Source organism: Nostoc sp. PCC 9305, from assembly GCF_963920915.1.
Taxonomy (GTDB): Bacteria; Cyanobacteriota; Cyanobacteriia; order Cyanobacteriales; family Nostocaceae; genus Nostoc.
Genome location: NZ_CAWUDN010000129.1, coordinates 1 through 18,486, shown reverse-complemented (window position 1 = coordinate 18,486; position 18,486 = coordinate 1). Strand labels below are relative to the sequence as shown.

At 41.6% G+C, this 18,486-nt stretch carries 17 protein-coding genes; 5 read left to right on the top strand and 12 right to left on the bottom strand.

Translation table 11 applies throughout. From position 1 onward, the window contains the following. The 5 genes from ACM0OX_RS31285 to ACM0OX_RS31265 form a co-directional block, all read right to left on the bottom strand. On the bottom strand, positions 1-2,806 hold a 2,806-nt coding region (locus ACM0OX_RS31285; RefSeq protein WP_414518872.1), incomplete at its 3' end, for a tetratricopeptide repeat protein. 900 nt (positions 2,807-3,706) lie between these two features. Further along, complete coding sequence (locus tag ACM0OX_RS31280; RefSeq protein ID WP_099100284.1) at positions 3,707-4,180, bottom strand: hypothetical protein; 474 nt, start codon at positions 4,178-4,180, stop codon at positions 3,707-3,709. Positions 4,181-4,338: 158 nt separating this feature from the next. Continuing rightward, on the bottom strand, positions 4,339-4,548 hold the full coding sequence (locus ACM0OX_RS31275) for a type II toxin-antitoxin system RelE/ParE family toxin (RefSeq protein ID WP_414518871.1): 210 nt from the start codon (positions 4,546-4,548) through the stop codon (positions 4,339-4,341). 232 nt (positions 4,549-4,780) lie between these two features. Then, positions 4,781-4,972 (bottom strand): type II toxin-antitoxin system RelE/ParE family toxin, encoded by a 192-nt coding sequence (locus tag ACM0OX_RS31270; RefSeq protein WP_414518873.1) that lies wholly within the window; start codon positions 4,970-4,972, stop codon positions 4,781-4,783. A gap of 17 nt (positions 4,973-4,989) precedes the next feature. Further along, complete coding sequence (locus ACM0OX_RS31265; protein ID WP_414518870.1) at positions 4,990-5,250, bottom strand: ribbon-helix-helix domain-containing protein; 261 nt, start codon at positions 5,248-5,250, stop codon at positions 4,990-4,992. A 113-nt stretch (positions 5,251-5,363) separates the two neighbouring features. On the opposite strand from ACM0OX_RS31265, the gene tumA reads away from it, so the two are divergent. Further along, the gene (gene tumA / locus ACM0OX_RS31260) at positions 5,364-5,594 is read left to right on the top strand and encodes an antitoxin TumA (protein WP_414518869.1); all 231 of its coding nucleotides are present in this window, start codon (positions 5,364-5,366) and stop codon (positions 5,592-5,594) included. Next, positions 5,584-5,967, top strand: a complete 384-nt coding sequence (gene tumE / locus ACM0OX_RS31255) for a toxin TumE (protein ID WP_414518868.1) — start codon at positions 5,584-5,586, stop codon at positions 5,965-5,967. The genes tumA and tumE overlap by 11 nt, the downstream gene beginning before the upstream one ends. 74 nt (positions 5,968-6,041) lie before the next feature. On the opposite strand, the gene ACM0OX_RS31250 is transcribed toward tumE, so the two are convergent. After that, entirely contained in the window at positions 6,042-7,349 is a 1,308-nt protein-coding gene (locus ACM0OX_RS31250; protein ID WP_414518867.1) for a Rid family detoxifying hydrolase, read from the bottom strand. Between the two features lie 110 nt (positions 7,350-7,459). Beyond that, positions 7,460-7,891 carry an NUDIX hydrolase gene (locus tag ACM0OX_RS31245; RefSeq protein ID WP_322660619.1) on the bottom strand — a complete coding sequence of 144 codons (432 nt, stop codon included), beginning with the start codon at positions 7,889-7,891 and terminating at the stop codon, positions 7,460-7,462. 201 nt (positions 7,892-8,092) lie between these two features. Between ACM0OX_RS31245 and malQ the strand changes: the two genes are divergently transcribed. Beyond that, complete coding sequence (gene malQ / locus ACM0OX_RS31240; protein WP_414518866.1) at positions 8,093-9,601, top strand: 4-alpha-glucanotransferase; 1,509 nt, start codon at positions 8,093-8,095, stop codon at positions 9,599-9,601. A 299-nt stretch (positions 9,602-9,900) separates the two neighbouring features. On the opposite strand, the gene ACM0OX_RS31235 is transcribed toward malQ, so the two are convergent. Then, entirely contained in the window at positions 9,901-10,713 is an 813-nt protein-coding gene (locus tag ACM0OX_RS31235) for a helix-turn-helix domain-containing protein (RefSeq protein ID WP_414518865.1), read from the bottom strand. A 29-nt stretch (positions 10,714-10,742) separates the two neighbouring features. Next, a complete protein-coding gene (locus ACM0OX_RS31230; protein ID WP_414518864.1) occupies positions 10,743-11,501 on the bottom strand; it encodes a pseudouridine synthase in 759 nt (252 codons plus the stop codon). 134 nt (positions 11,502-11,635) lie between these two features. Between ACM0OX_RS31230 and ACM0OX_RS31225 the strand changes: the two genes are divergently transcribed. Then, positions 11,636-12,349, top strand: coding sequence for a DUF2993 domain-containing protein (locus ACM0OX_RS31225; protein ID WP_414518863.1), 714 nt, complete (start codon positions 11,636-11,638; stop codon positions 12,347-12,349). Between the two features lie 331 nt (positions 12,350-12,680). On the opposite strand, the gene ACM0OX_RS31220 is transcribed toward ACM0OX_RS31225, so the two are convergent. Together ACM0OX_RS31220 and cbiT are read right to left on the bottom strand one after the other, a co-directional pair. Beyond that, positions 12,681-13,562: a phosphatidate cytidylyltransferase gene (locus tag ACM0OX_RS31220; protein WP_414518862.1), complete on the bottom strand. Its 882-nt coding sequence runs from the start codon at positions 13,560-13,562 to the stop codon at positions 12,681-12,683. Between the two features lie 197 nt (positions 13,563-13,759). Continuing rightward, the gene (gene cbiT / locus ACM0OX_RS31215) at positions 13,760-14,362 is read right to left on the bottom strand and encodes a precorrin-6Y C5,15-methyltransferase subunit CbiT (RefSeq protein WP_414518861.1); all 603 of its coding nucleotides are present in this window, start codon (positions 14,360-14,362) and stop codon (positions 13,760-13,762) included. Between the two features lie 93 nt (positions 14,363-14,455). Between cbiT and ACM0OX_RS31210 the strand changes: the two genes are divergently transcribed. After that, positions 14,456-15,856, top strand: a complete 1,401-nt coding sequence (locus tag ACM0OX_RS31210; RefSeq protein ID WP_414518860.1) for a serine/threonine protein kinase — start codon at positions 14,456-14,458, stop codon at positions 15,854-15,856. Between the two features lie 297 nt (positions 15,857-16,153). Here ACM0OX_RS31210 and ACM0OX_RS31205 read toward each other — a convergent pair whose 3' ends face one another. Further along, complete coding sequence (locus ACM0OX_RS31205; protein WP_414518859.1) at positions 16,154-17,485, bottom strand: flavin-containing monooxygenase; 1,332 nt, start codon at positions 17,483-17,485, stop codon at positions 16,154-16,156. Between the last annotated feature and the right edge of the window lie 1,001 nt (positions 17,486-18,486).

Genomic DNA, 18,486 nt, shown 5'->3' with positions numbered 1-18,486 from the left:
CTTCTGGGTAACGCTCCATTAAGCGGTAAGTAAAACCGCGATGTGCGATCGCCCATTGATAATTGGGATTAAGTTCAATAGCGCGGTCAAAATCTTCTAGTGCTTCTGGGTAACGCTTCATTGAATGATAAGTAAAACCACGACTTGCGATCACCCAGTCATATTTGGGGTTAAGCTCAATGGCGCGGTCAAAATCTTTTAGGGCTTCTGGGTAACGCTCCATTAATTGGTAAGTTGCACCGCGATGTGCAATCGCCCAGTCATATTTGGGGCTAAGTTCAATGGCGCGGTCAAAATCCTCTAGGGCTTCTGGGTAACGCTCCATTGAGCGGTAAGTTTTACCACGACTTGCGATCGCCCAGTCAGATTTGGGGTTAAGTTCAATGGCACGGTCAAAATCTTCCAGTGCTTCTGGGTAACGCTTCATTGATTGGTAAGTTTCACCGCGATGTGTAATCGCCAAGTCAGATTTGGGGTTAAGTTCAATGGCGCGGTCAAAATCTTTTAGTGCTTCTGGGTAACGCTCCATTAAGCGGTAAGTTTCACCGCGAAGTGCGATCGCCAAGTCAGATTTGGGGTTAAGTTCAATGGCGCGGTCAAAATCTTCTAGGGCTTTTGGGTAACGCTTCATTGATTGGTAAGTTATACCGCGAAGTGCGATCGCCAAGTCAGATTTGGGGTTAAGTTCAATGGCGCGGTCAAAATCTTCTAGTGCTTCTGGGTAACGCTTTATTGATTGGTAAATAAAACCGCGATTTGCGATCACCCAGTCAGATTTGGGGTTAAGTTCAATGGCGCGGTCAAAATCTTCTAGTGCTTCTGGGTAACGCTCCATTAAGCGATAAGTTTCACCGCGACTTGCGATCGCCCAGTCATATTTGGGATTAAGTTCAATGGCGCGGTGAAAGTCTTCTAGCGCTTCTGGGTAACGCTCCATTAAGCGGTAAATAAAACCGCGCTGTGCGATCGCCCAGTCATATTTGGGGTTAAGTTCAATGGCGCGGTCAAAATTTTCTAGGGCCTCTGGGTAACGCTCCATTGAGTAATAAGTTTCACCGCGACTTGCGATCGCCCAGTCATATTTGGGGTCAAGTTCAATAGCGCGGTCAAAATCTTCTAGGGCTTCTGGGTAACGCTCCATTAAGTGGTAAGTATAACCGCGCCAACCTAGAGCAATTGGTTGCCATTTAAGCTCAATCCCAGAATTTTGTAGGACTGCGGTAAACATTTCCAATGTAACTTGATAAAGGTTTTCCTCATAAGCTTTTAACCCATTCGCTAATTGCTTACCCCAACGCTGAACTTCAGCAGAATCCGCATCTTTACCAGCCTGAAGCATTGTTTCTGCATATTGTTGGGCAAATTTGCGTTTATTTTTGAGTGCAGCAAGAAATTGATTCAGAGATACAGATAAATTCCTTTGCGGTGACTGACATAAGTTGTGATACAACACGTTTAATGTGTGACTTTGCCAGCTAGGATCGCGCTGTTTTTCCTCTTCTTCCAATTGAAAATCATTCCGCAGGCTGTCATAATATTCTGCCAACTTACCATGTATGTCAGCCCAACCTTGCGGCGATGAAAGGCGCTTGTGGCGTAACATTTGGGTTTTGACCACATCATGATAAGCCCAGCCGTCGGTACGTTCGTTGACAAAAGATGTTTCTTTTAGCCAAGTAAATAACTCGTCAGCTTCTTCTTCTGTTCTTAATTTGGCTATAACATCTCGATTCAAACACCGAGGAATGGCAGCATCAAGCGCCACTTGTTGCTGTTTGGGGTCATCAACCCATTTTAAAAAGCGTTCTACAGCACTGTTGCAAGGCTCAATTACCTGGTTGGGGTCATTGGGATGAGTATCTGCTAGCATTCCTAGCAGCAGGGGTAAGTTTCCAGAAAGGTGTAAAATCACTTCAACAACGCGATTGTCTGTAATGCCTTTGCGAGTGAAATATTGTTGGGCTTCTTCTTCTGTAAATGGTTCCAGAGGGAAACGAACTATTAACCCCTCATAAGATGCCCAATGATTTTTATCTAATTCCTGCCGACCGGCGATAGTTATCAATATATTGAGAGATACTTCACCGTGGCGACCCTCCAGAATTTCTCGCAGCCAGTTATCTAGAAATTCTCCGGTGCGTTCATAAGTATCAAAAAACAAGACAACAGCAGTTTCTTTTGCAATTTTAAAAATATCTTTCAAAAATAACGGGGTCAGAACTTCTTCAGGTTCTTGAACTAAACGCACCTCATCTTTATTTGTTATTTTCTTGGCAACATAAGATGCCCATTCTCCAGCTTGGGTAGCAAAAGCATCCTCATCTACAAAATCAAATACAGCACCGCCAACGGGAACTCGACGCGCTAAACGTACACCAGTTTTTGCCATAGTTTTCCCGACAAAAGCCGAAAAGCCTTGAGGAGCGTCTGGATCGGTTTCTAATTCTTGGCGCTTTTGACGGTAAACTTTGTAGCGTTCTGTAAACTGCGTTAGTTTATGACCTTGCCGTTCTAACTCTTCAGCTAGACGACCCATAACTTCTGGTATAGTTTTTTCAGCTTCATCGATGTAAGCCGAAATAATTTTTGCTTCGTCAGCAATTTTACGAAACTGTCGCAGCAGGGTACTTTTACCAACTCCGCCTTGACCCCAAACGTTATACACAAAATGACGGCGATCGTCTGTTGGGGGTAATGTTAGATTTTGGCGAAATTGGTTTACTTGGTCTTCACGACCCACAAAACCTGATTGCTGGCGCTGCTTAAGAATATCTTGTAAACTCTTGGGCTTATTTTGCAGGTTCATTACAAGATTCAATTTTGAGGTATTAATGCTTGTAGAATAACTACTAAATATAAATGCTGTATTTCGGAATTTATGAAACTTTTTCTAGGTAATTTTTACGTATAACCTTAATTTAATTTCAAAGTTGACCTTCTGAGGCTCAACTTTGACCTTCTGAGGCTCGATTTTGACCTTCTGAGGCTCGACTTTGACCTTCTGAGGCTCGACGTTGACTTTCTGAGGCTCAACTTTGACCTTCTGAGGCTCGACGTTGACCTTCTGAGGCTCAACTTTGACCTTCTGAGGCTCAACTTTGACCTTCTGAGGCTCAACTTTGACCTTCTGAAGCTCAACTTTGACCTTCTGAGGCTCGACGTTGACCCCACCCTAACCCTCCCCTTGTAAAGGCTATCCATTAGTCACATCTTTCTTTACAATCTTGAAACGCTTGTTTTGTAGGCATCTTGAACACTGAGGTGTCAAACATACTTGACAGATTGGCTCTTAGTCTTCTCGCTAAAATTAGGTTTTTATTGAGAATTGACGACGAACGAATCAGGGTTAGAAAAAGCGTGAGTGAATACTCTCGTAAATGTTGAGAAAGATCCGGGTAATGGATAGCTTGTAAAGGGGAGGGAACTAGATTCCTGTTTCCCCCCTTTCCAAGGGGGGATTAAGGGGGGTAATTCGACTTGTGTATACACCCTAGCCTTGTAGGGGAGAGGTTTGGAGAGAGGTCAAAGTGTATTTTAGATAAACGAGATGCGCTATAAAAATCGTAACTATACAAACAAAACCTCCCTCCGCAAGTTTAAAAAATGTTTGGATACAAAACGCGAAAAGGGCATAACTATGTTATGCCCCTACAAGTGATGTGTATTTTACTAAATTGACAACTTGTATAATTGCCTATTACAAGCTTTAGCTAACTGGAACTTCGGATTGCTTTTTCTTAGAACGGCGGTTAAACCTACGTCCCATCTCATCAATTACTGCATCTAAACCTGCGACATCACCGCTAGCTTTGGCATAGCTATAAACTGCTAATGCTGCTGCATACGCTTCACTAGCAGCAGCTATACAGGTATCATCCACCAATTCTTGCAGTTGCGTTAGAGACAACAACACCGGATACAAGTCCTCATATATTTCCAAGTCCCGGCGCATTTCTTCTAAATCAAAATAACGAGGCAAAAAGTTAGGGTTTTGTGTTGCTACTTGTAAGGCTTTGCTGACAAAAGCCCGACTTTTATCTCCCATCTTCAGCATTGTTCGCCGATCTTCAGGGGTCAAATCAACCAAAAACGGTAACTTTTCTCTAATTGTAGCGATCGCCTGCATGACCGCTTCTTTGTCTGCTGGGGCTAAACTGGCACTGATACGATTTTCTGCCATTTTTAATACTCCTTTAGGGTACTTAATTTCAGTATTCCCAAAGTTGTAAAGGCGATCGCATGTGTTGAGAGGTAATTAACAGAATTTTGTCTGCATTTTATAGCAAGCTAAAGAACATCTTTATATTTTTTTGTCCCACGTTAACAAAATTTATGGCTTTACTCTTCATCCGATGCAAATAAAGATTCTAAATCTTGACGACCGCTAACAACACGCAAAATTTTAACCCCATCATCAATCACTTGGTACAGAATGACATATCTATCTAAGCTCGACTTTATCCATTTTTTGGCAACACTCAAGCTGACGCTGAAATCTTTGTGGGGCGGTAGTTTTACTTTTTTGATTTCACCGAGAATAAGTGACATCGAAAAAGCTTTTGCTAAAAAGCTAGGATTTTTGCCGTATCAAGAGAACCAAGCTCTGAATTTTGGATAAAGTCGAGCTAAGAGGATGTTTGAAAAGTCCTCTTGTCGGTATCAAAAATTTTAGATCCCCCTAAATCCCCCTTAAAAAGGGGGACTTTGATTCCGGTTCCCCCCTTTTTAAGGGGGGTTAGGGGGGATCTAAAAGTGCCTAAAGTCACAGCGAAACATCTTTTCAAACAACCTCTAACGGCAAGCCACGTAATGAAGGTTTAATATGAGCATAACTGCGTCCCATATTTGGAAACGCCGCTAAATTTTGACATTTATTGTTAAACTCTCTAAATAGTTTTTCTCCTGCTTCCAGGTTTCGGATTAAAAAGTAATCAGAAATTTCATTTAAGTCACGACTAGCAGATAGTGAAATGACATAGCGGCTTATTATTAAGCCTCACGTGCCTTTTGGAACTTTTCTAGTATCTGCATCACTACAGTTTCGCCATCCAATAATTCCCCTCCTTCAACTTCAGCAATTGCGACATCAACTTTTTGCCGGGTTTCTTCCACCCATTGTACATACTCAGAATTTAATTTTTCTAGCAGATGAAATGCTACATCAATTACTTCATCTGCATTTGTAAATTTGCCGCTAGCGATTTGGGCTTGGATAAATTGTTCATGTTCAGGTTTCAATTCAATGTTCATGATTTATCTCTCTGAAAGTTGACACAAATGGGCAGTGCCGTTCTCCTACGGTTGTACTTCACGTAAATGAGAACTGCTATAGTATAAACTAATGAAACTGAATCAAGAAATCAATGCGTAAACAAATCATCGAATATACATCTCCGCTAGATGCACTGATTGGTCTTACTAAACAGTTAAATACTTATGAAATAAAGTACCAAATGAATTCAGAAGAATTTTTTGCCAAATATAACCAAGGTGAAACTTCTGACGAGGAAGTGTTTGTCGAATGGGCAGCAAACTACCAACATTATCTAGCTCTACACCAAGAAATAGAGACCAAACTCAGAGATGTCGCGTAAAGTTATTCAAGCCTATTTAGATGAAATTGAGCAACTTTTACTCAACTGCTCTAACACATACGTTGAGGAATATAGTGCAGTAATTTTAACGACAGAGAGAGCTAATCTCCGCATTAGGATACGTTTCGCTTTTAAATATTTACTGGCAGTCAGTGAAGCCTTTGTTATTGTAGATAATCAAATTACATATATCGATTACCGCTATCACTTTCAAGATGAGCAAAATAGTCTGATTTTTCGTTATGACAGTACACCACACTTTCCCAACTTACCTACCTTCCCGCACCACAAACATCTTTTGAACAATGTAATTGCTTGCGAAAAACCACATATAGCCGATGTGTTACAAGAAGTGATGGAGTTTCTAGAGTAAGAATATGAAATTTTCATTGCAAAACAGAACCATTGAATGGAACCGTTAAGATTTTGCTCATTGTTCTATTTCTCCTAACCGCTAATTACAGCGATCGCATCAATTTCTACCAACACATCTTTAGGTAAGCGCGATACCTGCACACAAGCCCGCGCTGGGGCTGTATCTTCGGGGAAATATTTAGCATAAATGGCATTCACCGCCGTGAAATCATTCATATCAGCTAGAAATACAGTGGTCTTCACGACATCTTGGAAAGTCGCACCAGCTGCGGTGAGGATGGCTTCAAGATTAGCTAATACCTGCTCAGTTTGCTTTTTGACATCATCAGTGTAGACAACATCACCAAGGCGGGGATCGATGGCAATTTGTCCAGCGATGAATACGAATTGACCGGAAGCTGCGATCGCTTGATTATAAGGGCCCACTGGTGCGGGTGCGTTATCAGTATTAATTACTTTACGGGTCATAGATATTACTTTCTCTAACGATGTTTCCTGTTTACCGATTTCCGCTTCAGCTGCGATCGGCTTGTAGACTTCTCCATCTGGCATTATCGCACCAGTTAGGTCTGCATCTTTAAAAGTTGCTCCATAGATATTTGCCCCAGTTAAATCAGCCCTTCTCAAGTTTGCTCGATCTAAATTTACACTGGTTAAATTTGCCCATCGCAAATTGGCTTTTTCTAAATTCGCTCCTTGGAGTAATGCTTTTGTAAGGTCTGTACTTTGAAGAGATGCTGCTGTAAAGTCTATATCGGCCAAATTCATGCCTGAAAGATCAACTTGGTGGAGATTCGCTCTATGAAATATACTTCCTTGGAGTTTGGCACTTTGCAATATTGCCTCAGTTAAGTTTGCCAGAGTAAAGTTCGATCCAATTAAGTACGTTTGACCGAAATCTGCCTTAGTTAGATTAGCTTTACTGAGATTAGCTTTAGCTAACGAAGCCGCAGTCAGGTCTGCACTACTAAGATTTGCTCCAGTTAAATTTGCTGTATCTAGGTTTGCATAAATTAATTTTGCACTGCTTAGGTCTACACCTATCAAGTTTGCCTGTTCTAAGTTTGCATGATTCAAATTTGCGCTATTGAGAGTTGACCAACTTAAGTCAGCACCATAGAGGTCTGTCCAAGCAAAAATTGCTGAAGAAGCACTTATTGAATTTAACTTTGTATCTGTTAAAAACGCTTTAGTAAGATTTGTACTATTAAGCTTTGCTTGGGTTAAATTTGCTCCACTTAAATCAACCCCAGCCAAATTTGCACCGTATAGGTCTATTTCACTGAGGTCTGCACCTTTGAGATTTTCTGCACTCAAATTTACTGAATGAAATTTCCGTTCCCCTGCGGCATATTTCTCCAACAGTTCCTCAGCGTTCATAATGCACCTTTAAATACCATTGACACAGTATAATCACAAAAACTTTGTGTCACAGATATTCCTCTCCCCTCTTCTCTCTGCGCTCTCTGCGCCTCTGCGGTTCGTTCCTTCTACCCCAACCTCGGACGTATCCCATAATGCCGATACCGCCAATAATCGCGCAAAATGCGATCGTGGTCAAAACATAAATTACCAGGCACACACCAATACTCAAAAATGCCTACACCCTTAGCATCATCTCCAGCCTTTGGTTCACCCTTAGCTGTCGCCAAAAACACAATACTAATCGTATGCTGACGCGGATCGCGATTTGGGTCAGAATATACCAATAATTGTTCAACCAACTCCACCTGTAAACCCGTCTCCTCCTCAGCTTCTCGCCGCGCCGCCACTTCCACCGCTTCGCCATAATCTACAAAACCACCAGGAATAGCCCAACCTAAAGGTAGATTATGTCTTTCAATTAACACTATTGGCCGATGAGGTCGATCTACTAGTTCAATGATGATATCAACTGTCGGTGTAGGATTTCGGTAAGTCATAGTTATTTAGTCATTAGTCAGTAGTCATTGGTCATTAGTCATTAGTCATTGGTTATTCCCAAAGGACAAAAGACAAAGGACAAATGACAAACAAAATGAGTTTACTTGATTTCCCCTGCAAATACCGTTCAGTGATAAATTCGATGCGATCGCATCCTGTCTCCATTAGATAATTGCTCCCTCTCATAATTCAGGTTAAATATGCCTTTTCCTAGATCCAGTGGCATTTTGCTGCATCCTACCTCCTTTCCCAGTCGATTTGGCATTGGAGATTTAGGCTTAGAAGCCTATCGCTTCATTGATTTTCTCAAAGAGAGCCATCAACAATATTGGCAAGTTTTACCACTGGGCCCCACTGGATACGGAAATTCTCCGTATATGTGCTACTCGGCAATGGCAGGAAATCCTCTGTTAATTAGCCCAGAAAAACTCTTAGAAGAAGGTTTACTATCTGAAGAAGACTTTGCTAATTTACCAGGATTTCCGGTAGAAAAGGTAGATTTCGATCGGGTTGTGCCGATTAAGATTGGGCTACTCAAAAAAGCCTGTGACAACTTTAGAACCAATGCTACGCCTATCCAGCAGAAAGAGTTTGCAGGTTTTTGCGACAGTAAAGCCTATTGGCTGGATAATTACGCCTTATTTATGGCGCTAAAAGATGCCAATGAGAATGCAAACTGGCACGCATGGAAGCCAGAATTTGTCAAGCGCGATCCCCAAGCATTGGAGCAAGCACAGCATCGGCTCAACGGAGAGATTTATTATTACAAATTCGTCCAATTTGAGTTTTTCCGCCAATGGTCTGACCTCAAAAGTTACGCTAATATGCGCGGCATTGACATTATTGGCGATATTCCTATCTACGTAGCTCATGATAGTGCCGACGTGTGGGCGCATCCCGACATTTTTTGCTTAGATCCAGAGACGGGACAAGCAGCACAAATGGCAGGAGTTCCACCCGATTACTTCAGCGCCACCGGTCAATTGTGGGGAAACCCGGTTTATAACTGGGAGGAATTGCAAAAACAAGACTTTAAATGGTGGGTACAGCGCTTTGAAGCAATGCTGGATTATGTAGATATAATTCGCATTGACCACTTCCGGGGCTTTGAGGCTTATTGGTCTGTGCCCCAAGGTGAAGAAACTGCCATAAATGGGAAATGGGTGGAAGCGCCTGGGGATGCTTTTTTTGCAGCGATTAGGGAGAAGTTGGGCAAGCTACCCGTCTTGGCAGAAGATTTAGGAGTAATTACACCAGAGGTAGAAGCGCTCCGAGACAAGTATGAATTTCCGGGGATGAAGGTTTTGCAGTTTGCCTTTGGTTCCGATCCTGCTAATCCATTCTTGCCATTCAATTACCCGCGAAATGCTGTAGTTTATACTGGCACTCACGATAATGACACAACTGTAGGCTGGTTCAATTCAGCTAATGACAACGAAAAGCATAACTTATGGCTTTATTTAGGTTGTATTAGCCCTGAAGGCATTCAATGGGATTTAATTCGCCTAGCTTTGAGTTCTATAGCCAACCAAGCGATTATTCCCTTGCAAGATGTTTTGGGATTAGGAAACGAAGCGCGGATGAATTTTCCTAGTGTTGCTGAGGGAAACTGGGAGTGGCGCTATCAAGCAGGAGCGTTAACAGACGAATTGCGCGATCGCTTGAAAGTTCTTACCAGACTCAATGGACGCGCCCCAGAAGCACAATAAGGTAGTTCTTGAGCAGGGAAGCAGGGGGAGATGGGTAAAAGAAGGCAGACAAGGAAGACAAGGGAGAGGGAAGAGTAAATCCTTCCTTTTCCTCCTTTTCTCCTTGTCCCCCTTATCCTTCTCATCTCCCACAGTCTTTTTGTTCTCTATGAGACGCTGCGCCTAGCTTGCTTCTCTGTAAGAGTACAATTTTGAATTTTGTTAGCGCAGCGTTAGCGAGTCCGCGTACCCCTACGGGGAAGCAAGCTACGCGCAGCGTCTCGTAGAGAGCGTCATTCTGAATTGATTTCTCCTTCATCTCAAAACTTAGGCTTGGCAGCAATCCTAACTTCTTCCTCTTTCCCTGGTTCTCCCATTTCCTTGGCCTTCTCTTGATTAACGCTCACCAACACACCGCCAGCATTATCAGTTTTCACTGTCAGTTGCTCTTGGGCTTTCCAAACTCGGTGAGTTCCCTCTGGCAGGATACCTTCAAACTCGGTTTTGCCATCGGCTACTACACGAATCCAAGATGAGGCTTTCAAAGTTACACCAACCTGGACAGCCTGTCCCTTTTGCACACCGCTCAGGGTATCGCTGACAGGTTGTGCCTGTGTTGACTCTTTTAGTTGAGCTATTTCTGGTTTAACAACAGACTTTTGTTTTGGATATGGCTGGTTTGGGCTATTACTTGCTTGTAGTAACGCGTTATTTAATAACTGAGATAACCCATTTACAGAACATACTATTAGCAATATGTAAAGAAAGTAAAGATGAACTGGACGTAGTTGAGCCAAGGGTGAATTATTCCCCCTACTGAGAGGGCTAACTTGTGCAGAACTGATCGGAAAAGTGCCAGAAAATTCTACTCCATTCAAACCTAGTGCATCGGCAAATTGTCTGATTAAACCCTGAATATAGACTGGTTCTGGTAGATCGTTTAAATTACCTTCTTCGATCGCCTGCAATAATCTTCGGGGAATCCGAGTCAATGCAACCACTTGGTCTAGAGATAAACCCTGTTCTTGACGCAATGCCCAAAGTTGAGCGCCTAACTCTGCCAACTTTTCGGCTCGTTGTTGCTCTAATGAAAGTGATGGCTGGTGCTTATTCTTCTTTCTTAGCCATTTCATGCCTACTGACACTCCTTAACTCCACTGAATCAATAATTAGGTTGCGTTATCCGATCTTGCAAAAAGTGAATCTCACGATCTTTGAGGGAACGATATTTACCCTCTGATAAAAAGGGTTCTTTGGGAGTTTGTAATTGAATTGGGCCGATAGCAGTCCGATGCAGCTTGATTACTGGGTATCCTAGCTGTTGAGCTATACGGCGAATTTGGCGATTTCTTCCCTCCTGCAACACTATTTCTAAAACGCTTTCCTCGGTACGACGTTCTATGAGGCGTACCTTAGCGGGCCTGGTTTTTCTACCCTCCAACATCACACCTTGACGCCACGTCTGTAGTACTGTTTCTGGAGGATGTCCTTTGACCAAAACATGATATGTCTTGGAAATACTGTGACGTGGATGGGTTAGCCCAAATGTCAGTTCTCCGTCATTAGTCAGGATTAATGCTCCTGTAGAGTCTGCATCTAGACGGCCAACTGGGTGAATACCTGAACCCTCCCGTAATTCTTTCGGTAGTAGATCCAGGACTGTTGTTCTGCGATGAGGGTCGTAGCAAGTCGAAACCACTCCCGCTGGTTTGTGCAGCAATAGATATATTAAAGGCGGACGCTGCTTTTCGGATACGGCCTTACCATCAATTGCGATCGCATCTTTTTCGGGATCGACTTTTTGACCTAAATGTGCTAATACCCCATTAATCCGCACCCGTGAGTGCCTAATCATTTCTTCGGCTTCACGACGTGAGGCGATACCCCATTGAGCAAGAATTTTTTGTAACCGTACCTCCATGTGGAAATTGCTTATTTACTGTTATCAATTAAATGATATTTGCATTTTGTAGCGAGTAGGCATAAATGTTACATTTAAAGCTTATTTAATTTCGGTTCGGTTGTAGAGCAAATACTCATAAACAGATTGGTTAAATGCCAGAGCAAAATCCCCAAACAACAAGTGGAAATAAAATCCGCATAATTACGCAGGTACTCACAACAGCAGTCAAGCTCTGGTTGAGATCGCAGGTCAGCCAAATCTCTGAACTAGAAGTGGAGATTAAAGCTAGCGATCGCCAACTTTTCTCTGGACGCATTCCTTCGGTATCTGTTTTTGCAACTCATGCAGTTTATCAAGGTCTCCTAATTACACAAATTCAATTAATAGCAGAAAATATTCGGGTAAATATTGGTTCTGTACTCAAGGGTAAATCTCTGCGACTGTTAGAAACAGTACCAGTGGTAGGCGATTTAATCATAGACGAGAAGGATCTGAATGCTTCTCTCTCATCAGACTTATTATCGACTGCTTTGAGCGATCTCTTGGTTAAGGTTTTACCAAAAGATTACCCCCAGTCACAACCAATCAAGTGGCAAGAAATTCTCCTTGAGAACAACCAAATTATACTGCGAGGTTTGAGAGTAACCAATAGCGAAACAACGCCTGTAGAGATTTGTCTAGGCTTACAATTACTCAGTGGGAATGAGTTGCAACTGGTACATATCCCAATCAAGCGCGATCGGGAAGATATATTAAAGGACAATTATGAGTACAATCTGGATCTTGGCTCAGATGTCGATATCCAAGAACTAACGCTGATCCCAGGAAAGCTAGTATGTCGTGGTCGGATTAACGTTAACCCTTGATGATTATGAAATTAAAAAATGCTAATACATTATTTTAAATGATATTGCAGCTCTCAGGGGATAAGAGAGCAGACGGACAATCCCCGGCTTCGTTGCGATCGCGCCTGGGAATAGAATTCCAAGTTATTGCATTGAAGGAAGAATAAACAGAATTCTGCACTTCGTTACTATCCCGCCTCGGAATAGAATTCCAAGGCTAATAGCTTAAGTCCTCTTCAGAGGACTTAACAAGAATTTTAGTCCACTTAAGTGGACTTGAGCTATTAGCCCGGAACTTAAGTTCCCGGCAGGATATGCGTCAGTGCAATACTCTAACTGTTACTGAAAACCGCTATAGTAGCGGCAACAGCAATGTCACAAAATAATATACCAACGGAGCAGTAAAAATATAACTATCGGTACGGTCTAAAATACCACCATGACCGGGGATTAACTGCCCAGAATCTTTAACTCCAGCATCCCGCTTGAGCATAGATTCTGTGAGATCCCCTAAAAGACTAGCAATACCAATGAGCAAACCTAATGCTAAACCTGTGAAGGGGGATTCAGGCAAGTGAAGATAATAGGCTCCCGCTATAGCTACGGCAACACTTGAAGTAATACCAAAGACAGCACCTTCAACAGTTTTTTTCGGGCTAATGTCAGACAAACGGGTTTTCCCAAAGAATTTGCCAATGGTGTAAGCACCGATATCAGCTGCCCAAATACACAAAAAAGTCAGTAGTGTAACTGTAAAACCTTGTGCTAAAGAAGCGGAATTTGCCTTTTCCCAGAAATCTGTCCAGGTTGTGGGCCAGTAACCTCCGAAAGGGAGATTGCTAAAAGCAGCACTATCAATTGCTCGTAACCGCACCCAGTAACTTGGTAAATAACCGACGTAAAACAGCCCCATAATAGAAGCGGAAACATCAGCGATCGTGGCAAATTTGGGTTGAAACAGCAGGTAAAAACAAATAAGTGTGCCAGCTATTGGCATCACAGCGTCAGCTAAACTGCCATCAAGGGTACAAATCACTAGCAATACTTGGCTGACAGCCATAGTGGTTTTAGCGGCGGGAGCGATGCCTCTGGCTCGCACCAAATTAAAATATTCCTGTTGACCCAAAAAGATGATGACCGCAAAGATGATGGTAAAGTACCAACCCCCCAAAAGGGTTGCGGAAAGAGCAAGAGCGATCGCAACAATTCCACTTATAATCCGAGACCAAGGCATAGAAGTATTTTGGATTTTGGATTTTGGATTTTGGATTAGAGATTAGGTATTCGAGATTAGGGATTGGTAATTGTGGCTTGGTTTCTGATGACATATCACCTAAATCCCCAATCTCAAATCTAAAATCGTTCGACTGAGCGACTTGCCTTGAGCGAAGTCGAAAGAAGCCGAAGTCTAAAATCTAAAATCTTTTTGATTTAGTCTAGTTTCTCACCACTGAGGATAAAAATGGGATCGACGGCGGTAAAGGTTTGAGAAAAGCCGCGTGTCTCTAAGCGGTTAACCGCAGATTGGACGACTTCGATATTTCTAGCCCTTAATAGGGAAAAGCTTTGGGAAATAGCATACAGACTTTCTAGATTAGCAGCTGTGGCTACAACCCGACCGGATGGCGGCAAATAATGCCAAGCTGCTTGCAGTATTTCTTGAATGGGGCGACCTCCCTCAATACAAACACGATGAGGGGCAATCTTGAGGTCATGTAAACATTCTGGGGCGCTGCCTTCAACAACTTCGACATTTTTCACATCAAAGCGATCGCAGTTACGCTTGATCAGATTAGCTACTTCTTCATCCCTTTCGATAGCGATAATTTGCCCACCTGGGCACAATAGCCCCACCTCTACCGGAATTGTACCTGTCCCTGCGCCAATATCCCACAACACGGAATCTGATTTTAGCCGCAGTTGAGAAATCAATAGCAGTCGGACTTCTCGCTGGCTCAGGGGAATTCCTGGCAAATGCTCAAATAAGTCATCGGGAATACCTGGGGTAATATAAGGCCAAAGTTGGGAGGGCATAGAACTACGCAATTATACTAAAGATATCGATTTGCCAAATTGAAAAGCTATCAGCTATAAAACTTTTCAACCGTAGCATTACAAGAAAACATAATGATTGGTGAAATATTAAGCGATCGCTACGAAGTTCAGCAGCTATTAGGAAAAAAAGCAGGGCGACGGACGCTATTAGCTCGTGATTTGCAAACTCAAAAATTAGTTGTCATTAAATTACTCTCTTTTAGCAGTGACTTTGAGTGGGATTCACTCAAGTTGTTTGAGCGAGAAGCCGAAACTTTAAAAAACCTAGCACATCCCTCAATTCCTGGCTATTTAAACTATTTTGAGGTAAATTTACCAACCATCAAAGGATTTGCTCTAGTACAAACTTATATCCCTGCACAAACTTTAGAGCAATGTTTACAAACTGGGCGGACTTTTACCGAAGCTGAAGTCAAACAGATAGCTAAAGCACTTTTAGAGATTCTCGTTTACCTACATGAACTACATCCACCTGTAATTCACCGTGATATTAAGCCTAGCAATATTTTATTGGGGGAGCGTTCTGGAAATAGTGTCGGTCAAGTTTATTTGGTAGATTTTGGCTCAGTACAGACAGTCCTGGCTAGCGAAACCGGGACAAGAACTGTGGTAGGAACTTATGGTTATATGCCACCAGAGCAATTTGGCGGGCGCACTGTTGCAGCATCAGACCTTTATAGTTTAGGCGCAACTTTAATTTACTTGGTGACGGGGACTCATCCAGCCGATTTACCCCAAAAGGATTTTCGTATTCAGTTTGAACAACTGGCTAATCTCAGTCCCAGCTTTAGCAATTGGTTAAAGTGGATGATTGAACCTAGTTTAGAACGGCGTTTGAGTTCTGCTGACCAAGCAATCGCAGCTTTAGAGAAACCACAACCGACATTGCCTGCTTTGGTTATTGGCAAACCAGATGGGAGTAAGATTCAACTCACCAAAAATGGGGATTCTCTAGAAATTATCGTTCCACCATCTGGTTTCGATCCATCAATAATATTTACAGGTTTATTTGCGATCGTCTGGAATTCATTTATTCTTTTTTGGACAATGGGCGCACTCTCAGCACCTTTTCCTGTTAACATCCCCTTTGCTTTGTTCTCGCTTCCATTTTGGGGTGCTGGCTTTATGATGGTGTATAAATTTTTCTTTCATTTATTTGGACGCATCTGCTTACGCCTGAATCCCGAACAAATAACCCTAACCTGGGAGTTGTTTGCTTGGAAATTTTATCGTCCCCGTGCATTGCCAAGACAAAGTATTAATAAGTTAGTTTACATTCCCAAACATTTTACGAAAGATTCTGAAGGTACTAGAAGTGCCGTTCCCGCACAATTGGATATTTGGGTAGGAGTAAAAAAATATCAGCTTGGTGGTAGTGGTGGTGCAATTAAATCTGAAGCGGAACTGGAATGGCTAGCTCATGAATTAAGCGATTGGTTAGGTTTGCCAATTACCAATCCAATGCGAAGTTAATTGAGCTAGCGATCGCTTACATTCAAAAGACATAAGAAAAGGGACAGTATTAGAAATTGCCAAGTAACCACTTAAGAAGTCCTTACAAGATATGACTTTTAAGCTATCCCCAGTTTTCTATAACTGTCCCTAATAATTTGTTTTCAGTAGCCAGTTCTACTTTAAATTCATCATTCAGCAGCATTCTCAAAGCCCAGGTTCCATCAGTTAGTTATCACTCTTAAACTATTGATAACTATTCTCATAATGAGAATTACTGGTATATACATTTGAGGTTGTTTTCTGGCTACTTTTAGTCTAAATCTTACTAACTAATTTTTGTAGCAAGGGTGGGAGTGGATGATTCTCAAACTGGGAATACTGGGAATCAATTCGGTGAGCTTTTTGAACCATCCGTTCAAAAAACAGATTGACTAATTTTAATTCCCGAAAAATCTTTTGCGGATCTTCAAGATGGGTTGTGGGTAACTGCTGTCCCATTTTTTTGAGGGCTAAACCTACAGGAATTTTAATTTCATCCTGGAGTTTAAGAAAACGGGTAAATATGGGTGCAAAAGCGGACAATACAGAACCAGCACCTCCTCTAGCTTGTCCCCAACCGATGTAGTAAATTCCTTTGTAATCTTCAAGAAATGACCCTCCATAACATTTCACTGTTGCTCCTTTCACCCGTTGCAGTTCTGGAGCTAAAAATGGATAGGCAAGATGAAAACCAGTTGCACAAACAATTAAATCAAAGGTTTCTCGGCTACCATCCGCAAATTCAACTTCCCCGCCATCTAAATGTCGTACCTCTGGTTTGTAGGTAATGCGACCGTGTTTAATATAGTAAGGAACCTCATTATTTAAGGTTGGGTGCTTATCAAAAATGCGATATTTGGGTTCGGGTAGACCATAATCTTTGTGCTTACCGAAAGTCAGCAAAATAATTAAATAAGTCATCAACCGCTGAAACCATTGTGGCATCCACCATTCAGTTAAATCGGAAATTGGAACACCTGCAAAGGTTTTGGGAATAAACCACACAGATTCACGCATACTCAACACAGATTTAGCTCCCACCCTAGCTGCTTCTGCGGCTATATCACAAGCTGAATTTCCTCCACCAATTACCAGAACTCTCTTACCACGTAGTTGCTGGGAATTTTTATAATCTTTGGAGTGAATTATCTCCCCATCAAATTCTCCTGATAATTTGGGAAAACGTTTGCACCAGTGATGACCATTACAAATGATAATCCCTTTGTAAATTCGCTGTTCCCCATTCTCAAAGGTAACTTCCCAGAGATTACCCTCAACAGGTCGCACATAGCTAACTTGACGATTCAATTCAATATTTTTACGTAACTCAAAATGGTCAGCAAAGGAGTTTAAGTAATCCCGTATATTTTGAGCGCTGGGAAAATCCGGATAATTATCCGGCATAGGGAAATGGGTAAATTGGGTAATCTTCCGTGATGAAATGATGTGTGCAGTTTCATACACACCATGATGCCAATTTCCACCAATGTCATCGCTAGCATCAACTTGGTCGTAGGCAATACTCGCCCTCTTGAGCGCTTCAGCCATACTTAATCCGACAAAACCAGCCCCAAGAATTAAATGCTTGTGAGTAGTATCCAACATCATTCTTAATTTTACTTGACTATTTTTTAAACTTTTGGAAGATACCGAGCTAACCCACTCCCCTGCTTAGGGAATATCTCGTGAGGATATAAAAAGCTTGTACAACATCGGGGAATACGTACAATTTCTTGACAGCAATACCTCTAATTGCTGCCCGTATTACCTGTGTATGATCTGTTGTCATATATTTCGGAACACCCTGGCTTCTCTTGGCTAGAGATTCATATCGTTCCGATTGCAGAATTGGAACACGACTAAAAAATTGATAAACATCGGGAAGCTTGACGTTATATTCCTTAAGTTCATTGTTGTGTTTATTTCTGCCAACTTATTATTAGCTTCAAATGTTAGGTGAACTGACGCTGCCTAACTGTAGCAGTGAATACGGTATTTTAATTTAGAAAAAATGCTTAAAATATCTCTAGAAAATATAAATTAATACAAGTATAATCAATTATTTGAATTGGATAATTTGGAGTAATTTAAGATAAGCTTTATTTAATAGGTTACACACCTATAAACGTTTAGGAACTAGTGACTACTACTGCAAGGCGGAATTAAAAATTAAAAAAAGTAAAAAATACTTGCGTTTGATTCATTTTCAATGGGTGTTTTATTTACTCCGTACTGTACTATAAGAATCCTATTTGATTTTTGAAAAAACTCCGTACATCCCAAGAATGCAAAATCAAAGATAGTGTGTCGAATAAACCACTCAAACATTAATAGCTAATGTGAAAATAAAAGAATTAAGTTACAAATACGCCAAACCCATGTTTTAGTTTGTAAGTAAATATAAAACTCTTATTTGATTTTTGAAAAACTCCGTATAACTCGAAAAGGCTGACTCCTTACAATCGGATTGCTATAGTATGTTATCCTATGGTTCGAGCGCTTATCAGTGGCGAACTCATCAGATTTGAGCCATCAATGTTTATATTTAATTACAGTATCCGCTCAATAAATAGGGGATAGGAAGAAAAATAAGAGGATACAAAGGTACA

What these genes read in the sequence shown, in the direction of transcription:
- ACM0OX_RS31280 (WP_099100284.1), bottom strand. Translation starts at nt 4,180, where the DNA reads ATGGCAGAAAATCGTATCAGTGCCAGTTTAGCCCCAGCAGACAAAGAA.
- ACM0OX_RS31225 (WP_414518863.1), top strand. Translation starts at nt 11,636, where the DNA reads ATGCCAGAGCAAAATCCCCAAACAACAAGTGGAAATAAAATCCGCATA.
- ACM0OX_RS31210 (WP_414518860.1), top strand. Translation starts at nt 14,456, where the DNA reads ATGATTGGTGAAATATTAAGCGATCGCTACGAAGTTCAGCAGCTATTA.
- ACM0OX_RS31220 (WP_414518862.1), bottom strand. Translation starts at nt 13,562, where the DNA reads ATGCCTTGGTCTCGGATTATAAGTGGAATTGTTGCGATCGCTCTTGCT.
- ACM0OX_RS31230 (WP_414518864.1), bottom strand. Translation starts at nt 11,501, where the DNA reads ATGGAGGTACGGTTACAAAAAATTCTTGCTCAATGGGGTATCGCCTCA.
- ACM0OX_RS31245 (WP_322660619.1), bottom strand. Translation starts at nt 7,891, where the DNA reads ATGACTTACCGAAATCCTACACCGACAGTTGATATCATCATTGAACTA.
- ACM0OX_RS31235 (WP_414518865.1), bottom strand. Translation starts at nt 10,713, where the DNA reads ATGAAATGGCTAAGAAAGAAGAATAAGCACCAGCCATCACTTTCATTA.
- malQ (WP_414518866.1), top strand. Translation starts at nt 8,093, where the DNA reads ATGCCTTTTCCTAGATCCAGTGGCATTTTGCTGCATCCTACCTCCTTT.
- ACM0OX_RS31250 (WP_414518867.1), bottom strand. Translation starts at nt 7,349, where the DNA reads ATGAACGCTGAGGAACTGTTGGAGAAATATGCCGCAGGGGAACGGAAA.
- tumE (WP_414518868.1), top strand. Translation starts at nt 5,584, where the DNA reads ATGTCGCGTAAAGTTATTCAAGCCTATTTAGATGAAATTGAGCAACTT.
- ACM0OX_RS31205 (WP_414518859.1), bottom strand. Translation starts at nt 17,485, where the DNA reads ATGATGTTGGATACTACTCACAAGCATTTAATTCTTGGGGCTGGTTTT.
- cbiT (WP_414518861.1), bottom strand. Translation starts at nt 14,362, where the DNA reads ATGCCCTCCCAACTTTGGCCTTATATTACCCCAGGTATTCCCGATGAC.
- ACM0OX_RS31265 (WP_414518870.1), bottom strand. Translation starts at nt 5,250, where the DNA reads ATGAACATTGAATTGAAACCTGAACATGAACAATTTATCCAAGCCCAA.
- ACM0OX_RS31275 (WP_414518871.1), bottom strand. Translation starts at nt 4,548, where the DNA reads ATGTCACTTATTCTCGGTGAAATCAAAAAAGTAAAACTACCGCCCCAC.
- tumA (WP_414518869.1), top strand. Translation starts at nt 5,364, where the DNA reads ATGCGTAAACAAATCATCGAATATACATCTCCGCTAGATGCACTGATT.